At 55.9% G+C, this 18,403-nt stretch carries 12 protein-coding genes and 4 pseudogenes; 7 read left to right on the plus strand and 9 right to left on the minus strand.

The features are described 5' to 3' along the window. Nucleotides 1-42 precede the first annotated feature (42 nt). Nucleotides 43-1,494 (minus strand): RelA/SpoT domain-containing protein, encoded by a 1,452-nt coding sequence (locus C8J33_RS23990; RefSeq protein WP_165929879.1) that lies wholly within the window; start codon nt 1,492-1,494, stop codon nt 43-45. Between the two features lie 833 nt (nt 1,495-2,327). Between C8J33_RS23990 and C8J33_RS23995 the strand changes: the two are divergent. Both C8J33_RS23995 and C8J33_RS24000 read left to right on the plus strand, forming a co-directional pair. Continuing rightward, nucleotides 2,328-3,318, plus strand: a pseudogene (locus C8J33_RS23995) (site-specific integrase). 833 nt (nt 3,319-4,151) lie between these two features. Further along, entirely contained in the window at nt 4,152-5,612 is a 1,461-nt protein-coding gene (locus C8J33_RS24000) for a caspase family protein (RefSeq protein ID WP_132665612.1), read from the plus strand. Nucleotides 5,613-5,654: 42 nt separating this feature from the next. Here the strand turns inward: C8J33_RS24000 and C8J33_RS24005 are convergent, their stop codons facing one another. From C8J33_RS24005 to repA, 5 genes are all read right to left on the minus strand, one after another. Next, nucleotides 5,655-7,790 carry a caspase family protein gene (locus tag C8J33_RS24005; protein ID WP_132665613.1) on the minus strand — a complete coding sequence of 712 codons (2,136 nt, stop codon included), beginning with the start codon at nt 7,788-7,790 and terminating at the stop codon, nt 5,655-5,657. Nucleotides 7,791-7,816: 26 nt separating this feature from the next. Continuing rightward, the gene (locus C8J33_RS24010) at nt 7,817-9,040 is read right to left on the minus strand and encodes a hypothetical protein (RefSeq protein ID WP_132665614.1); all 1,224 of its coding nucleotides are present in this window, start codon (nt 9,038-9,040) and stop codon (nt 7,817-7,819) included. A gap of 337 nt (nt 9,041-9,377) precedes the next feature. Continuing rightward, nucleotides 9,378-10,592 carry a plasmid replication protein RepC gene (gene repC, locus C8J33_RS24015; RefSeq protein ID WP_132665615.1) on the minus strand — a complete coding sequence of 405 codons (1,215 nt, stop codon included), beginning with the start codon at nt 10,590-10,592 and terminating at the stop codon, nt 9,378-9,380. A gap of 154 nt (nt 10,593-10,746) precedes the next feature. Then, a complete protein-coding gene (repB, locus tag C8J33_RS24020; RefSeq protein ID WP_132665616.1) occupies nt 10,747-11,733 on the minus strand; it encodes a plasmid partitioning protein RepB in 987 nt (328 codons plus the stop codon). A gap of 74 nt (nt 11,734-11,807) precedes the next feature. Then, nucleotides 11,808-12,995: a plasmid partitioning protein RepA gene (repA, locus tag C8J33_RS24025; protein WP_132665617.1), complete on the minus strand. Its 1,188-nt coding sequence runs from the start codon at nt 12,993-12,995 to the stop codon at nt 11,808-11,810. Between the two features lie 366 nt (nt 12,996-13,361). On the opposite strand from repA, the gene traI reads away from it, so the two are divergent. The 5 genes and pseudogenes from traI to C8J33_RS24050 all read left to right on the plus strand — a co-directional run. Continuing rightward, complete coding sequence (gene traI / locus C8J33_RS24030) at nt 13,362-13,997, plus strand: acyl-homoserine-lactone synthase TraI (RefSeq protein ID WP_132665618.1); 636 nt, start codon at nt 13,362-13,364, stop codon at nt 13,995-13,997. Next, nucleotides 13,994-14,964, plus strand: a pseudogene (trbB, locus tag C8J33_RS24035) (P-type conjugative transfer ATPase TrbB). The gene traI and the pseudogene trbB overlap by 4 nt, the downstream one beginning before the upstream one ends. Further along, a pseudogene (gene trbC, locus C8J33_RS24040) lies at nt 14,954-15,356 on the plus strand (conjugal transfer pilin TrbC). The pseudogenes trbB and trbC overlap by 11 nt, the downstream one beginning before the upstream one ends. Further along, on the plus strand, nt 15,349-15,648 hold the full coding sequence (locus C8J33_RS24045; protein ID WP_132665619.1) for a conjugal transfer protein TrbD: 300 nt from the start codon (nt 15,349-15,351) through the stop codon (nt 15,646-15,648). Before trbC ends, C8J33_RS24045 begins: the two are co-directional and overlap by 8 nt. Before the next feature lies 1 nt (nt 15,649). Next, nucleotides 15,650-16,116 (plus strand): annotated as a pseudogene (locus C8J33_RS24050) (conjugal transfer protein TrbE); the annotation flags it as partial. Between the two features lie 82 nt (nt 16,117-16,198). On the opposite strand, the gene C8J33_RS27180 reads toward C8J33_RS24050, so the two are convergent. From C8J33_RS27180 to C8J33_RS24065, 3 genes are all read right to left on the minus strand, one after another. Beyond that, nucleotides 16,199-16,891 carry a hypothetical protein gene (locus C8J33_RS27180; protein ID WP_165929874.1) on the minus strand — a complete coding sequence of 231 codons (693 nt, stop codon included), beginning with the start codon at nt 16,889-16,891 and terminating at the stop codon, nt 16,199-16,201. A 406-nt stretch (nt 16,892-17,297) separates the two neighbouring features. After that, the gene (locus C8J33_RS24060) at nt 17,298-17,645 is read right to left on the minus strand and encodes a hypothetical protein (protein WP_132665621.1); all 348 of its coding nucleotides are present in this window, start codon (nt 17,643-17,645) and stop codon (nt 17,298-17,300) included. Next, nucleotides 17,642-18,403 (minus strand): type IV secretory system conjugative DNA transfer family protein (locus C8J33_RS24065; RefSeq protein WP_132665622.1); only part of this gene is annotated, 762 nt, incomplete at its 5' end. The genes C8J33_RS24060 and C8J33_RS24065, both read right to left, overlap by 4 nt.

Here is an 18,403-nt window from a genome sequence, read left to right on the forward strand (position 1 = left end):
TCCAATCGCAGCTTGATGTTCGATCATCCTAAAGCATCAAACTCACTCGAATTGAAGCAGGCGGACGAAGGCACGGCGTTCATGCAAAGAGAAGAATGTCGAAATGGCTTCATGACCCGCCTTCCCACGTGACGATGCCAAAGCATCTCGACATATGTCAAGGCCTTCTCTCACCTGCGCTTCTGTCTCCCCGCACGAAATGAGAACGGCCCCCAAGGTATCCATCAGTTGGTCTCTTTTCGGCGACGCTTCGATTTTGCTCCGCCAGTCCGCGACGAGCGCGAGCGCTTCCTGTCCGCATTGAACGGTTTCTTCGGTGTCCTTCTCTCCTGCACCTACCGGTTCATCAAAAGCCCTATGGTAAAACGCCTCGGACAGATAATATGCGTGGTTCAATTTTGCCGCAAGAAGGGGGTCAGATGCCGCCGGCTCTGACTCCGCAATCTTAACAATTGCCTTGGACCGATCTATGCATTCTTCATATTCACTTAAGGACATAAGAGCGTTGCATAGAAAAACTTGGGCATTTCTGTAGGATTTATCGGTGACTGGTATCGTGTCAATCCAATCGTCAATGAGACCTAGGGCAAAGTCGTTTCGATCTCTCGACGGTCGAGATAACGCATAGAGACAGGCCAAGCGGCAGAATTCGTGGCTGGTTCCATTTTTCTCGACGTACTCGGTCAATAAATGGTCAAACTCCATGATCGTGTCGCTATTGACTGGTGCCGTGACGATTTCTTTTTCGATGTCCTTCCATCGATCCAGAATTGTTTCAAGTTCTGAGTTGATACCGGGACCGAAGGAACTAAGCAAACTTCTCTGTGCTGCATCGCGGCGCTTCTTGTCGAGCGTCCAAGCCTGCTCGATAAGATCTTTGACGATCTCGCTTTGATCATCAACGATTTTCAGAATATGGCCAAGCTTGTCGATATGCATCTGCAGCCGCGCGTCAATATCGCCTGGCGGCTTGTATGTAAGATCGTGGGTCTTTAATCCCCAGCTTTTGGCAAACACTGTCTTGACCTGCATTTCGGCTTTGCAGGAGATAAATTTTCCTTTTCCATGAAGTTCGAAGTGGTACGCCCGGTAGTCCGATCGATCGATTTCTCGGCAGCTTTTTACCGAAAATATTGTTTTGTATTTGTCGCTATTATCAAGAATGTATTTTTGGACAATCTCAACGTCGGATGGGTAAGGACATGAGATCGTTAGCCCAGCGATGTCATGAACATCCGAAACTTTGGCCTTAAGATTTGTCTTCCTCCATTTTCGCAGTTTCAAAGCTATTTTTTTACGGCTTTTAAGAGGCTCGTGCGGAGAGGAGGCTCGCGAAATCACATCGTGAATTCGGTTCGACAGCTCAGGCTGTTCGGCAAATTCACGAAGCTTGTTCAGGATCGCGTCCTGATATTCCTGATATCTCTTCGCTTTGTCATGACTATCAAGATAGTTATTAACCTCGCCAAGCTCCGCATGATAAATGCGCGCCATGTGTCCCCTCATCCGCTTTTGCAGTTTATGGAATTCTGAGTGCTTCTTGCAACGACCTCTGTCGAAGTCAGCCTAGTCCTGTGGAACCTATAGATGCATGGGATCTTATCTGTTTTCAATGAAAAATTGCGGCTTCACTCGATGCGAGAAGTTTGACTTTGACTTGCCGGATGATCGCAGATAATTGGTTCGCAAAAGTTCTGGGTCCTTGAATGTGCCCGGACAACGTATTAATTCTGGAGCAAGCTCTGATGTGATATGTTCCCTCAGTGCCCTCGAATCAAAGGAGTTCCACAGAATGAAAATGACAAACTATCCCGTAGGTTGGATCCACACTGAGGTTCGCGGATATCCAGTTGGCTGGTAATGCACTGAATGACTTTCGAATGCTAAGCGCGCTACTGTAGCGCGCTTTTTTTATGTGTATGGGCGCGGGGCGAAGATTGGTGCCATCACGGCATTTATCGATCTGCTAAATTGGCACTGTGGAGTCTGGCTCAGCGCCCTATCCGGAAAGTATCCACAAGTCCCTGCTCATTAATTGCATGCTTCGCAGATGGAGCAACTATCGATAACAATCATTTATCGATGGTTGTTGATCTGCGCCCGCAAATCGGAAAGAATCGGGGCAAATCACGGCCCTGGAGGCCGCCGAAAACCGTAATTTTTGGACGCCTGCGGCCAAAGCCAAGACTTCACTGACCGCCGTCGAGCGTCGCGCCGAGGAACTGGACACCATCGCCGCCGTGCTGCCGATCGAGCGCCGCGACGACCTTGCCGAGCTGCTCACAGACCACGACGTCGAGACGCTGCGTCATCTCGTCAACCAGGGCATGGGCGGCAGCACGCTGCGCGCACTAACCTCGGATCTCGCCTATCTGGAGGCCTGGGGATTGGCCGTCACAGGCAAATCGCTGCCTTGGCCGGCGCCCGAGGCCCTGCTGTTGAAATTCGTCGCCCATCACCTCTGGGATCCGCAACGGCGGGAGATCGATTCCGATCACGGGATGCCGGCCGACGTCGACGAAAACCTTCGGATCCAAGGGTTTCTCAGATCCGTCGGCCCGCATGCGCCAGCGACAGTGCGCCGGCGTCTGACCAACTGGTCGACGCTGACGAAATGGCGTGGCCTCGACGGCGCCTTCGCCTCCCCTGCCCTCAAGTCAGCCATTCGCCTAGCGATCCGAGCCGCGCCTAGACAACGTCTTCGCAAGAGCGCCAAGGCGGTCACCGGTGACGTGCTGGCAAAACTGCTGGCGACCTGCGCGAGCGACAGCCTGCGCGATCTGCGCGACCGCGCGATCCTGATGGTCGCGTTTGCCTCCGGTGGCCGCCGGCGCAGCGAGATCGCCGGGCTGAGCCGCGAACAGCTGACGGTCGAGCCGCCGATCGAGATGCCTGATGGCCCTCCCCTCTCTCGCCATCCATCTCGGCCGCACCAAGACCACCTCCGGCGAGCAGGATGACGTCGCCTATCTGACCGGCCGGCCGGTGGAAGCGTTGAATGCCTGGATGGCGGCTGCGAAGATCGAGAGCGGGAGCGTGTTTCGGGCGATCGGGCGATGGAAGACGGTGTCGCGGCGGGCGATAGATCCGCAGTCGGTCAATGCGATCCTGAAGCAGCGGGCCGGGATGGCTGGGTTGGAGAGCGGGGAGTTTTCGGCGCACGGGTTGCGCTCTGGCTACCTGACGGAAGCAGCCAATCGGGGTATCCCGCTCGTCGAGGCTATGGACCAATCCCGCCACCGATCGGTGCAACAGGCGTCGAGCTACTACAACAACGCTACTGCGCGCAGCGGAAGGGCGGCGAAGCTCCTCAGTTAATGGCCGTGATTCCGAGGCGTGCCCGTATCTCGCTCGCCAATCAAACGCCCTGATTGCTATGCGGAGCTAATAATTAGAAGCGCTGCTGCGATAGAACCGATCAATACTACCCACGCTGGGCTAGGTATTTCCGTAGTCGTAAAGCGCACCATTTTGTACGAGACAGAGGGAACAAACAAAGTAAAAAGCACGCTCGGTATGAAAAAGGCGAAGAAGGCAAGTAAGCCAACTCTCCGTTTTTTTGAAGCCATCCAAGCTTGGACGAAGCGAACCCTGAAAAACTGAATAGATTGGGTTATAAGTGACGCGACCGCCAACTGAGCAGCAACGAGAAACGAGAGATTCAAAGCGAATGAGAGATGGAGGTCTCGGACGAGATCCCCAGAGGTCACAAGATTTTGCGCACCTGTGCTCCAGAGAGCCGCAGTCGTAGCAACAACTGTCCCAAGGACATGCCAGCACAGACCGATAGCCCTCCACGCTCGACCAAAACGAGCTTGCGCTCTACGGCTGGAAGAGTTGAATTTACGACGTGCAAGGTCGAGACATATTATACCGACAGCGCTTAGCGACAGATAGCCGTAGTAAATCCACAGCGAAGGGTGTGACAAATTTTGGTGGTACGAGCAGCCGAGGAAAATCAGCGATACAAGAATTACAATGCCCGCTGGAAGGGCGTACGAACCCGATGCAATTTTTGATAACATTTCAATTCTTTGTAAGGTCTAAAAACCGTAGTCTTACCCTACTTTCTCCGACCGCAGCCATTTTATCGCAAGACAACGTTACCGCACATAATCTACGGAACCCTGCTCATCCCGAAGGAGAACGTAATGACGCGCAAAATGACGGCTTTGCTCATAGGCAACGCTGATTACCCCGATGACAACGATCTGGCTAATCCGGTTCATGATGCGCAGGACATGGCGAATAAACTGATCTCTTATGGTTTTGAAACAATCGTTGCGACTGACTGCACCGCTCGCAACATGGACAAGCGGCTCAAGGAATTCCGAGAAACGCTAAATACCCATGACGTGGGACTCTTCTTTTTTGCAGGACATGGCATCCAGATCGAGGGCATCAATTACCTGCTCGCGCTTGATACAGACATGGAATCCGAGGTTGATGCGCGGCACACATCCCTTTCGCTCGATAAGGTGGTTGACGTCATGGCCAATTCAACGGCTGCGACGAAAATCATAATCTTGGATGCGTGCCGGAAAAATCCCTGGGAACGACGGTGGCATCGAGCGCCCGGCGCAAGAGGACTGGCTTCTGTTTATGCGCCGAAAGGAACGATCATTGGCTTCGCAACGTCTCCTGGTGAGGTCGCCTTCGACGGAAAAGGAAGAAATGGCACCTATACAGCGGCTTTGCTACAGCACATAGACACAGAAGACTGCTCGATCGAAGCTATGTTCAAACGTGTCCGCAACGAAGTTGCCGCTGCTTCGGGTGGAAAGCAGACGTCATGGGAACATACATCGCTCTCAGCCGAATTTTACTTCAATCTCAGTCTGAGTCGCATGATCGACGAATACGATGGCACCGCACTTGCCGATGAGTTGTTCTTGATCGACGCCGCGAAGAAGTCTCATCAGATCATCAAGGGTCTCAAGTCGCACGATTGGTACAGGCAAAACCCTGCGGTCGAGCTCCTGACACCTGAAACGACAACCAAAATGTCGAAGACCAATCTCTTCGTGATTGGTCGCAACTTATATCAGGCGGCGTGTGGATCATCCCATTCGGCTATAGCCTTCATAAATGATTTCGCAAGCGGTACCGCGAGGTATGCAAAGGATAAGCGGAAGGCGATCTTGGACGGTATGCTGTTCGAGATCTTTTTTGACAGCAAGGGAGCTCTACGACCTAAAATCAAAGACCGGTATTTCAATGAGCTGTTCGAGTTGCAACGACATGTCGCTTTAAAGGAGAGCTTTGAGTTCATCGCTGAAGCCTTGACCGCAGCGAGAGCAGAGTTCTATGCCTTGCCTGGAAAAGGGCATGAGCTCGCTGTAACAGCTGCCACCAAAACGTCGGCCGGCAAGACGATAATCGATGCCGTGTATGTTGGCGGCGTCAATGTCCTGAGGCCAGAGGATGATGCATGGGAGAGCAGTAGCGGCGAGCCTCATTATCTCCCGATGGACCGAAGTGAATTCCTCGATTTCGTTTCGACGGAGCTTATTGTTCCAGCACACCTCCTTAAAATCACCTTCACCCCTGCTATTAAAGACACGGATCAAGCGTTGCGATTTCCGATGGGGTGGACCGTCGGAAAAGGCTAAGATTAAGGATTGCTTCAATCCGGTCAGTCGCTAATCACCCATCTACTCGGCAGCCATTTGCTGGATCCTCTGACGAGGCTTTCTGCGTCCCAAAATTTCGCCGGGATTGAGCGAATTGTCGGCCAGAACGAATCCTGCAAAAAGGCTTCCGGAGACCAGAGACTGCGCCGATCGCTCGATAAGCTCGCAGCTGTCAGCTAGCGCCTGCTGCTCGGCGGAAGACAAAATGTAGTTCTCGAGCAAGCTCCGCCATAGCGGAAGCTGCCCTATGGCAAACTGCATACTCGCCGCTAGCAACGGCATTCCGCGGTCGGCAAGCCGGGAAAAGTATTCGCGTGCCTCAGTCAATTCTGGCGTTCTTGACAGTTCTAGGGTTGAGAACTTTTCCGGTCCGTAGCGCCCGTGTATGGCATTCCTTCGGCGGATTAGCGTTTCCGCCCAGAGTACGTTTCCGTCAGGTAGCCACCCGAAACGATCTGCAAGGTTCCTCGGCCAGTCGTGGAGGTCGATCAGATAATTACTCCGCAGTAAGGTCGATGCAGCGACAGCGGCTGCTACGGGTGAACGGCGCTTGTCAAACAACGTCATTTCCAGAACTTTACGCCTTGATGCAATACGGCCCGCACTCCCTAGGTCAGATAGAAGCTCTGCGTCCTGAACTTCCCGCAGTGGTAACCATGGGCTATCTCGGTCACGTGCTTTACCTAACCAGGCAAACATGGATTCAACGATCCACGCTCCACCCCCATCCCGGCAGAGTTCGACGTCCAGACGAACCGGGATATCGACATCGAGATCGCGAGGGACCGCGACCGTAATACGGCTGTCGTCCGAGCCCTTCGCGCTGATCCATACCGCCTTGCCTGCGTCTGGCTTGATCGAAATGTCAATCCAGGCACTTACTCGATCGTGGGTCGCCTTGGTTCTTCCCTCCACTAAGACGAGTGAAGCGTGGTCAATTTCCATCCCCGACTCGACATCCGAGATCGTGATGCCATCAATCCAAGGCAGCGTCACATCCTCGTGCTGGAAGATTTCATGCATCATTGCATAATTTGCGAGATCGTTTGTGCCGGCCGGGCCGTCGCGCAAGGCCGCGATTACATCGACGGTTGTATGACTAAAACCCTCGGCAAGACGTTTACGTCTGGAGGCTACAAGGCTGTTGAATGAACGCGTTTTTTCCGGATCGTCGCGGGAAGGCTGGGGACTTCCTGGGAGTGCTTTTTCAGCAACCAGCATTTCCCCGTCATAGGGGTCGCCAGCGGGCGAAACAGGCTGAAGCTTGCTCGCTGTTTGCTCGGCAAGCAGCTCTCGTACGCGCTGTTTCACGTGGCTCTCAAGCTTGCCGAACCTAAGCAAAAGTGGATCTGTTTGTGCGTCATACGGCAAAAACGTTGGCGGTTGGCCTTCTAACGCTTCTAGCAGCGCCTGTCCAAACAAGGTCTGCCGAGCCCCACGAACCTGATAGGATTGGAAGAGCTGTCGGGTAGATAGCAGGCTTAGCATCGCTTCCGGCGACTTTGACTGGTCAGCATCTGGATCAAGGATGGGTTGACCTACGATCCGAAGGCGTTTGGCAATTTCCGGTGCGTCTCGGCACGCGTCGATAAGAAACAAGCCTCGGTCAACGCCGAGAGTCTTCACCGCACGGACCAAGCCGTCATGGGAAATCGCAAGATTATTTCTATTTGTATTGTCTGGGTTCAGTATGTCACCGACCAGAAGAGCCGGCGCCCCGAGGTGCTCCACCCCATGACCGGAAAAGAAGAAGACGGCGACATTTTCGCCTTTTTTGCGGCCACCGCGGTGGATGTCGGTGCCCCATCCCAGGATTGCGTTCCGTACCTCCTCGAAGCCCCCCCCGCTAAAGTGGCCTTCCGTGAGCACGTCGACCTCCTCTTGCTCCGTTTGCGACGGTGAGAGGCAAATCCTGCAGGTTTTAATTTTGCACCCGGCGATCGAACCCATCGCGTTCAGCGCCGCAAAGATCTTCGCAGCGGTCAGTGCGGAGGCTTCCAGCTGGCCTAGGCCACCATTATCCGGCGCGAGCTCACTGACGCTGCCATTTGCAAGATGTGGATAATGACTGACCCCTACGATCATCACGTGGGCGCCATTTCCGGCGGCCTCGCCATCGGTCCAACTTCCACGACTCTCGGCGTCTTTATAAAGCATGAAGATCTCTATTCGTGTTCTTCGCTTCACAGCGAATTGGAAATCATCTTGAAGAAGCTCGGTCGCGCAAGGAAGCCCGTGTGAGCAAAAGCTAGACCGTAGCCGGTGTCATAAGCCCTGTCCGTCACACCGTTGAATACAGCGTCCATTCTGAAGCCGACTAAGTCGTTGGTGTCGTAAAAATTCGTCCACGCAGAGACATTTGAGGGGCGCTGCAATTTGTCCGGGGCTTCCACATCCGGCTGATTATGGTGAAGGCGCAGCTCTGCAAAGAAAGAAACTTGTGAACCGCACGAAATCCAGTGATCGACGACGAGGTCTTTCAAAGCCGGGTCATTCACACAAAAATATGTCACTGCATCGTAAAAAAGTTGCCCACCCATTGAGTGGGTCACGACGACAATCTTCTCCCCCGTCTGCTTCTTCCTATTGTGAGCGATCCGAAGTGCGCGGAGAACGCTCCGAGGTATTTCGCCCGGAGCTTCCGCCGAGCCTCTTTCGTTGAGATAGGTTAGAACATCGCCAATGAAGTAGGCCACGAATTCATTTAGCGTCGGCCTCAATTCTGCGAACACTGTTGAAACGGCATCCAGTGGCCAATTCGCAGCCCGGCGCATCGTCTCGCCCGCCCTGCTTAACCAATCCGCCATACCGCCCATGCCGATGATCTCCGACGCGTGTAACCGTTGCTCGATCGCCGTCATGAGCGCGCGAAGGCGATTCGCGTCAGTGTTGTTTCGAGTAACAATCTCATCCCAATCGTCGGCTACGGCCGCTGCAGCGTCAGCAAGCGAGCCGAATTCTGGGAAATCCACAATAAGATCGCTGCCGCTCTTTCTTGGATAAATTACAAGAAAGAGGTCTGCGAGAAAATCGGCTCGATTGCCCCTGGGGATAGAGACAAGTGGAGGAAAAGTACCGTTGCCTGTCGTCTGATTTCCACCGAGCACAGGTCCCAATAGTGCATCCGGCCTCCTGGTATCGAGAGGGGATGAAGTCCCTGCGCTGCGAAGAGACCCAAGGCCGGCGTAAGGGATGTCAGCTCCCATTCCGAGGAGAGCAGTCTCTGGTCTAGAATTAAGATTCCAACGAAACTTAGCGGCCTTGTCACCCCAAAAAACAGGCTCATAGCCGACTTTTGCTCCGTTGACCTCCAGCTTAGGCTGCAGCCAGCGACTGAACGGCTTTTCAAGTTCCAGACCCTGGCGGGCATCACGGACCTTGACGCCATGAATGTAAACGATCGTCATTTACCAAGCCCCCGTCGGCCGATTGCCGATTGCCGATTGTTGCAGGAAGGAATGCAACCTTCAAGTGGCACTCGAATGCCTGCACCGGGCTCTCGCAAACTCACAGTAATCTAATTGAGGCTTTCCGGGGTGGCTCATGTAATTGCCCACATTGCTGACATGGCGAACTCGCTTGCTGTTATACCCACAGAACCGGTTCGCGAAGTGCACGGAACGTCTCATCTCTATGTTTCTCTTTAACAAATCTGTGCTTTGTACGGCTGGCAACCGATCACCGGATCTTATTTGGGAAGTACCGCCGTGGCAGCCGCTGAGTTTTGATAATTGTGTTCGTAGCTCATGCAGACTTGCGGCTATCTACCTCCTGCGTCCGAAGCAATGCCATCAGCATCGGCCCAAGCGAGAATTCACCTCTCTTAGTCCGCCTTGTCAGGTCACGCAGGTACCCCCCTGGTGACTTGATGTGCCCGGCCCGCTCTAGCACGCAGGCCATTGCGACCGCGGCGTTCTCGGGTCCCATCGCCTCGCAGGCCTCTTGGTAGGCCGACGGGCTGACCCCCAGTGTGGTTCGCACCACCACTGCGGCGGTCATCAGCTCTCGCCAATGAGAGATTGCGCCACCTGTTGCGTAATCCGATATCTGTGGGCAAGCCCGCAGCACCATACCCAACGGAAAAGCCTTTATCGGTTCGGCAGCCGATCTCCGTTTTGGCACCATTCTCTCGCCATGCTCATTTCCGGAGCGAGGTTCAAGTTCATCTAAGTTTTCGGTATTTGAACTCTGTATGTGATGACGATTTCCGCTGGCACTGGTGTCGGATTCTGTAGAAATAAGCTGGTTTTCCAGCATGTTGATAGCTTCATCGCTTAGCAACGTTAGTTCGTCGAGGCAAGCTTCGAGGGCCGCTGCTGTCTTTGCCGCCTTGAGACGAACAATCGCGGACACGAGTGCGTCTTCGACAGCTTGCCAATTTCCTGCCGCGCCTTCTTCCACGGCAGCGCTGATGAGCTTACGGATATCTCGGCGGGTTATCGTGATGCGCTCTTTCATGACGCGCAGCCGCCTGCTCTCCTCGGCGACCTGGTGAGCCATGATTGCGAGTTCTTCTGCGCGGGCAAGGAGCGGCGCGAGGCTGAAACCGTAGGCGGTTTCGATCGCACCGTCGTTTCCTTTCCGAGCGTAACGTTTGCCGTTCGGACTGTCATTCCTCTGGATAAGCCCAGCCTCGACAAGGATAGCAAGGTTTTCGCGTAGCGTCGTTCCTGCGATCCCGTTCGCTCGGATCGCCAGTTGCGCGTTTGATGGAAAGACGACGAGATTACTCTCTTCGCTCAGCTCTTGTTCTGGGTAGAATGTCAGCAAGGCATTTAAAACAGCAAGAGCACGGTCACGCAGACCGAGTATCGTTCTTGCCTCGCATGCGCTGCGATAAACTTTCCACTTGTCGACGGACTTACCCCCCTTGATGTTTGCCGTCGAAAGCTGAGCCTTCACCAAGGCAAGCGTCATCGGCCGCCGCCCGAATGGCGTCGTAACATTTCCTATTTGCATTTTCCTCTCACCTTTCTAAGGGCAAAGGAAATCCGCTCACCAAACTGGCGCCAAAGACTCTTGACTGCGATTCATGGAAATGCGATTCTCAGGCTGCTTAGACATGAGGAAGGCTTCCACGACGGCGACGTTTGGGGGCCTTTTTCTTTTGCCGCTATTTTCCTTCTGTTTCAGTTGATTTTAGAAACTCCTGATGAAAACGACCGAGGTTTTCGGCGATGAACCGACCAAACCTTGCCGCGTCGTTCGCCTTCAGTGCGATAGAGTAGCTTTTCCCACTTCCCTTAAACTCTGCCCGTACACTGGAATCATCTGCGCGCCATTCGCTCGCATTGCTTGGCCGCTTCGAAGGCTTCGTTGCCTTCTTGATGCCTCTAGCTAGAAACTCGAAACGAGCGTCTGATTCGAGAGAAAGGAATGCTTGATCGTTGACTAGGATCCGCGCCAGTTCAAGCGTTGTCGGTCTTTCGATTTGCTGCGCCAACTCAGTCCACCGATCACGGCCGACGGACTTTGCCGCGCCAATCGCATTCGCGATTTCAGCTGGTACGCGACCTGATACCGACAGCATCCGGGTCAACATCGGCGCATCCACGGAGAGGGCGGCCTGGATCGTCGCCCGTTCGTAGGCAAGTTCGACCAATCGCTGCGCGAACATTGCGCGTTCGATAAAAGACAGGTTTTCTCGCGCCGAATTTTCCTGACCTTGGGCGATCACGTGATCTGCGTCTGAGATTGCCTTTACGACAGCGCGGACCGGGCGTCCGAGATCTTTGGCCGCGCGCGCGCGACGATGCCCGAAGACGATTTGGTAGCGACCTTCAGCCCTCGGGTGAGGGCGGACCTGTATCGGCGTGTCTTGTCCCCGCTCTCGGATCGCTTCGAGGAGCTCGGCGTAAGCGACATCATCGATTCCCATCCGGTCTGAGACGAAAGAGGATTCCAACGCCTCGGGATCGAGCTCGATGATAGTCTCGCCTGGAACCTGTTGCGCAGCCTGTTCAACCTTGTCTCGAAGCTCGCTCAAGGAGCTGATCATCGACCTCGAAGCACCGTGGGTGGCGTATCCAGGCGTTGCCTTACGCTCTATACCCGCGTTCGCGGGAGACGTTATGTTCGCAAAAATGTCCTTACGAGCCATGGACCCACACTCCGGGTTTGGTCATCTTCCTGATATATCTGCGGAAAGTCGCAGTTTGTACGGCTGACAACGGGTTATGCATTGCGACGCCCCCATGCCTTCTGAAGTTGCTCGATAACTTCGTTGTTGACGGCGTCCATCGACTCACGGGCTCGGTCATATGTCGCGGCCGTGAACTGAGCGCGCTCGACCTCATAAAGGCTCTGCTTAGTCAGACCTGCGTCGGACACGGCAGTGGATTTGACCATATGATTTTTCATCATGTGCTCAGCGAACATCGACTGCATGAAACCGACCATTTGTTGCTGTGGTATATCGGTTGGCTCGTACCGCGTGACCAGATAGCGGAACCAGTCCAGGGATACGTCGACGCCGACGCCTTCGACACTTTTTAGGATCTCGCCCAGCATGAGCAGGAATTGGGACATCGACATAATGTCGAGCATCTGCGGGTGCACCGTGATGAGGACCGATGTTGCTGCCGTCAGCGCCGTGAGCGTCAGATAACCAAGCTGGGGAGGGCAGTCGACAACAACAATATCGTAGCAATCGTCGACTTCTGCCAACGCGTCGCCGATACGGGTGTAGAACATCTTGCCGGCAGTCGAATCTTTTCGCTGCATCGCAATTGGTGTGTCGTACTCATACTCTTGCAGTTCGAGGTTGGCTGGCACTACATCGAGGTTTGTGAAATTGGTAGGCTGGATGACGTCCTTGATGGACTTGCGTCCGTCGTCGTAGCGCAGCGCTTCGTAGAAGGACTTTTTTTCGTCCAACTCTGGCTGAATGCCATAAAGCGCAGTCAACGACGCCTGAGGGTCGAGATCGACAGCTAGAACCCGGTAGCCCTTTAGCGCCAGAAACTGTGCGAGGTGAGCCGAGGTCGTGGTCTTACCCGAGCCGCCTTTGAAGTTGACGACTGCAATAACCTGCAGTTTCTCATCAGCCTGCCGGTGCGGAACCCGATCAAGAAGTTGGCGAAGCTCGTTCACCTGCTCTGCGGTGTAGTAGCGTCGGCCGGTCGAGGTGGTGCTTGGCTCGACACCCTTTCCCTGGAGGTGCAGTTTCTTGAGATAGCTCTGTGAAACGCCGACAAAGTCCGCGACTTCCGCTAATGAGAATTGGCGAAGCGACTTCTGTGCGTTGGGCGGGAATTTCTCGCGCCGCAGCATGTCGAGTTTCGAGGATATATCTCCGCCCTGCGCGAGGATAATATCTGCAAAACTCGACACTTTCTCCGAAGCGGCCATTTTCACGTTCATTCAGCTATTCGCCTCTAGTCACGATAATTCTAAGGAAATGATCCAATTATCGTGACAATTGCCCGATTCCCAACTCTGGGCAAGGGATTTAAGGTTAACAAGGAGTTAACGGATATTTCCCGATTCCATCGCCCAAGGCAAATCTGCGATCATTTACCGTGAGTTAGACAGATTTTCTCCCGTTCGCCTAGTCATCGCAAAATGCAGATTTGCACATGAATCTCCTCCGCCTAGCTCACCACACGCTCACTTTCTAAGAGCCGAACCAGCGACTCGCTAGAATCACCTGAGGTGCAAGTCTGCACATAGGCACACGCTCAACGAGATGATTTTTGTCCGCATGACCTTGTTCAAGCGGAGATCATCATGCGGATATTGAGCGTCGCGCCCGACCAATACGAGCGCCATCGCAACGACCTGAGAGAGATGCACCGTCTTCGCGCGACGGTATTTGGCGGACGTCTCGCCTGGGACGTCTCTATCACCGAGGGAGAAAAGCGCGACCAGTACGATGATTACAGGCCGACTAATCTTCTGGCAATTACCGACGGTGGAAAGGTCGCAGGTTGGGTTCGTCTCCTTCCAGCTTCCGGTCCCACAATGCTGGAGCAGACCTTCCCCCAGCTTCTCGACGCAGGTTCACTTCGCCCTTATTCTGGGATGGTCGAGAGTTCACGCTTCTGCGTCGATACCTCACCTGCCTCGCAAAGGGGGGCAAGCCAACTGCATCTTGCGACGCTTACCTTGTTCGCCGGTATCATCGAATGGTCTATGGCGAGCGGCTACAGCGAGATCGTCACGGCCACCGATCTCCGCTTCGAGCGCATCCTGAAGCGAGCGGGATGGCCGATGCAGCGTCTCGGCGAACCGGCCAAGATCGGTAACACCATCGCTATCGCCGGGAGCCTTCCGGCCGACCGTGGCAGCTTTGAGCAGGTATGCCCACAGGGTTATCATTCGACCCCGCAGATCGATGGGTCATTGCTCAGGAGCGCTGCGTGACCCAGCTCCGCTCCCATCCCCGCCTGGTCCGCAAACTACAGGACGCACTTGGCGACAAACTCTGCATCGCGCGTGATGACGCCACCGTCGTCGAGATCATGCTCAATCCGGACGGACGCTTCTTCATCGAACGGCTGGGGCACGGCGTGGCACCGGCCGGCGCAATGAGCACTGCCGCCGCCGAAGTTGTCATCGGCAGTGTTGCGCATGCCCTCCAGTCGGAGGCCGACGACGATCGGCCTATCATCTCTGGCGAACTTCCGATTGGCGGACACCGCTTCGAGGGGCTGTTGCCGCCGGTGGTCTCCGGACCGGCATTCACGATCCGCCGTCGCGCCTCGCGTCTGATCCCGCTCACCGAGTATGAAAAATCGAAGGTCATGACCAAAGCTCAGGCATCTGCGATTCAAAGTGCGATCGACGCTCGGATGAACATCGTCATCTCCGGGGGCACCGGGTCCGGAAAAACGACGCTTGCCAACGCCATCATCGCGGAGATCGTGGCGGCTGCCCCAGACGACCGAATGGTTATCCTCGAAGACACCGCCGAAATCCAGTGCGCGGCGGAAAACGCAGTTTCGCTTCACACCAGCGATACCATTGACATGGCTCGTCTGCTGAAAAGCACGATGCGCCTGCGTCCTGATCGCATCATCGTCGGCGAGGTTCGCGACGGTGCGGCACTGAAGCTGCTCAATGCCTGGAATACCGGCCACCCCGGCGGCGTCACCACGATCCATTCCAATACGGCGATGTCAGCCTTACGCCGACTGAGCAACTGACGGCGGAAGCCAGCCAGCAGCCAATGCAGGAGGTGATCGGCGAAGCCGTCGATCTCGTCGTCTCAATTGAACGAACGGGGAAGGGGAGGCGGGTCCGCGAGGTCATTCACATCGAGGGATATCGCAACGGCCATTACCAGACCGAACATTATGCCCAGATCGATGAGGACAGTCATGTCGCATAAAATTTCCATTCTTCTTACCGGCGCGACGCTTGTCGCCATTTCTATTGGTTTTACCGATTCCGCATTCGCTTCCGGGCGGAGGTGGTCTTCCCTGGGAAACGCCGCTGCAACAGATCCAGCAATCGATCATCGTACCTGTCGCCGGGTTTATCGCGCTAGCCGCCGTCGCCATTGCCGGCGCCATGCTGATCTTCGGAGGCGAGTTGAATGATTTCGCGAGACGGCTTTGCTACGTCGCGCTGGTTGGGGGCGTCCTCCTCGGAGCCACCCAGATCGTCGCTCTCTTCGGTGCGACCGTAGCCTCGATAGGCGAGGGTCACGCAAAGGCCGAGCAAGAAACTCCTGAACCGAAGGCGACGCCGGCCACAGCGGGGGAGGGGGGTCATGGCTGAGGCCGGCTCTTCCCTGGCGCGCTCACGTGTGCATAGGGCGCTGTCGCGTCCGAACCTGTTGATGGGCGCCGACCGCGAGCTCGTGCTGCTGACGGCGCTGGCCGCCATCATCCTGATCTTCGTCGTCCTGACCTGGTACGCGGCACTGTTCGGCATCGCGTTCTGGCTCGTCGCGGTCGCGGCACTCCGCATGATGGCCAAATCTGATCCACTGATGCGCCGGGTCTATCTCCGCCACATCTCTTACAAGATGTCGTATCGCGCGACGTCGTCGCCGTGGCGCAAGTTCTGAGATGGTAGCGCTCAATTCATTCCGCCATCCCGGACCGTCATTCGCCGATCTCGTGCCCTACGCCGGCCTCGTGGAGAATGGGGTCATCCTGCTGAACGACGGCTCGCTGATGGCGGGCTGGTATTTTGCGGGGCCGGATAGCGACAGCTCGACCGACGCCGAGCGCAACGAGGTGTCGCGACAGATCAATGCAATCTTTTCGCGGCTGGCTCGGGATGGATGATTCAGGTCGAGGCTATCAGAGTGCCACCTGGCGATTATCCGACTGAGGCTGGATCCCACTTTCCCGATCCGGTAACGCGCGCCATCGATGATGAACGTCGAGCGCACTTTCAGAAGGAGAGGGGCGTTTCGAGAGCCGGGACGCTTTGATCCTTATCGGGCGGCCGCCGGAGCCGCGTGATACGGTCTGACACGGTATTCTATCCCGACGCGGCAAGCCGCTCAGCCACCTATGCGGACATAGCAGCATCAAGGTCCCGTTCCGGACATGATCCAGATATTCGAATACTTGAACGAAACCGGGGGCCCGCCAGGCCGGTCTGGGTTATCAGCGCTCACAATCCGGTCGTTGACGAAGCTCTACGAGTTCCCTCAGCATCCTGCGCAACTGAGGCCAGGGCTCATGCTTATGTCTGAGCTGAGGGTCGTGCAGCACAAGCAGGCAGTGGAATTTGGCAGCGACCTCCATAAGGGAGGACGGTGGCATTAGCAGCACCACGTTGGCGGAAATACCCGCAGAGCGGTCGAGATCCCTTTCCCGCCTGACGGCAGCGCTGTACCCGATGCGAGCGTCGGCCTTTTTCCAGGCTCGTCGCCTTTGCCGGAGCTTTGACCGTGCGGCGTCGACCCGCCTGGCGCCGATCCTTGAGGACAGGTGTCGAATCTCTGCGTATGTCGTCGCAACGTAGGGCGGCTCACCTTCAAGCACGTCGATCGCGACAGATGGATAGCCATCGAGGTCCCGCAATAGCCTGTCGCTCAGCTTTCGCACTCTGCGACTCTGACGCAAATGCTGCTGATGGAGGCTCAACCAATGCAACCAGATTTCGCGTACCGGAGCAGGCCCTCTCTCGGTCCGAGGCGGCATGTCGGTGAAGCGCTGGTGCAAAACCCGCGCTGTGTTTGAAAGAAGGTTTCGCCGCGTGATGATGGTCGGCGCGTCGTCAGCCTTACCGCTTGTCGTGCCGCTGTTTTCGATCGAAATTTCGGGCAGAGTTCTGCTATTCTCAGAATCAGCCATGATCCGAGCTCCTGATAGCTTGGGTTGTGGTCAGGCCAGGCCGGGTGTTACGAGCACCCAGCCTGGCTGCATTATCGGACCGACTTTGAATCAAAACTAGATTATGTCAAGGCTATAATGTGCTGAGTGCTTCACAGGTGCGAATGGCCCGCGCAGCCCTAAAATGGGGTGTACGTGATCTTGCAGCTCGCGCGGACATTACTGCTGCTACGATCACACGGATCGAAGCCGGTAAGCCGGCATACGACGCGACGCTGGACGCAATCCGTGTTGCGTTCGAAGCAGCGGGCCTAGAGTTCATCCCCGAGAACGGGGGAGGGGAAGGCGTTCGTTTTTCAGAGCCGATGCACGGCAGGGGAGGAGAGGACACCGAGTCCACGGTCACCTGAGAGGGCTCTCTTTCTGTTCAATGGACGGTCATCTCCACCAGTCCCAACATCTCCAAGACATCATCGACGAGAAGGTTGAGCGCCTGCCAGTCAGGTAGATCATGCTCGTTCACCCGCTCCTGGATCGCGGTGAGCAGCCAGCCAACGCCGGCAACATCCTCCCTGGATTTGTAATCGTCGAACGCTTCAAAGCAGGCCACGATCCGCGGCCGCGCATCGCCATTGGCGGCCGGAATGGCCGCGACCCGCTCCTGTGCTTTCCGATATGCTCTGGCGATCCGGCGTCGATCCGCCGGGCCGCTCTGCAGCACCATCCCGGCCGCCCAGATCAGCGTTCTCGCGATGTCGTCGAACTCGTTTCTCATGCTGGATCAAACGCGCCTGCGAACTCCGGATCGGAATGATAGACGAGCTTGCGCGCGACGATCGGACGTTGCCCGGCAAGGAACAGAAGCTCGACCTCCTTTGGCAGATTGCGCACCTCGTCAGGTGTCATGAGGGCACGGCCGGTGTGCTGCTGGCTGAGCGAGATGCCAGGATCGCTCGCATCGAGATTGCGGCCCATTGTCTGGAAGACGACCGTCTCCTGTCCAAGGAGATCGGAGATCAACCGGGCACTCTCGTGATCGTTGACGCCGAACACCTGGAGGACGCCGGCATTCGACAGGAACGTGCCGGCGCGCTTCTCGTATGTGGCGCGCAGCTGGTGGATATCCTGCAGGATCGGCCAGAGCTGGACGCCGTAGCCCGCCATCAATCCCATGGCCTGACTAACGGGCGCGAGATACCCAAGGCTTGCGAACTCGTCGAGAAGATAGAGCACGGGGACATCCGGCTTTTGCCGATCGCGCGCCATGTCGGTCAGGCTCTGGGTCACGAGCAGGCGCAGCCAGCGGGAATAGGCCGAAAGCCGATCCGGCGGCAGCACGAGGAACACCGTGGCGTGGCTCACTTTCAGATCGGCAAACCGGACATCGGATCGTGCGAGAACAGCCGTCATGCGCGGACTGTCGAGGAAGTGCGTGTGTCGTTGGGCGGATGACAGAACACCGGCCGCCTCGCGGTCGGATTTGGCAAGATGACGGTTGGCGGCACGCGCAACAAGGTTGCCGGCAGAACTGGC

The sequence above is a fragment of the Rhizobium sp. PP-CC-3G-465 genome, assembly GCF_004343445.1.
GTDB lineage: Bacteria > Pseudomonadota > Alphaproteobacteria > Rhizobiales > Rhizobiaceae > Ferranicluibacter > Ferranicluibacter rubi.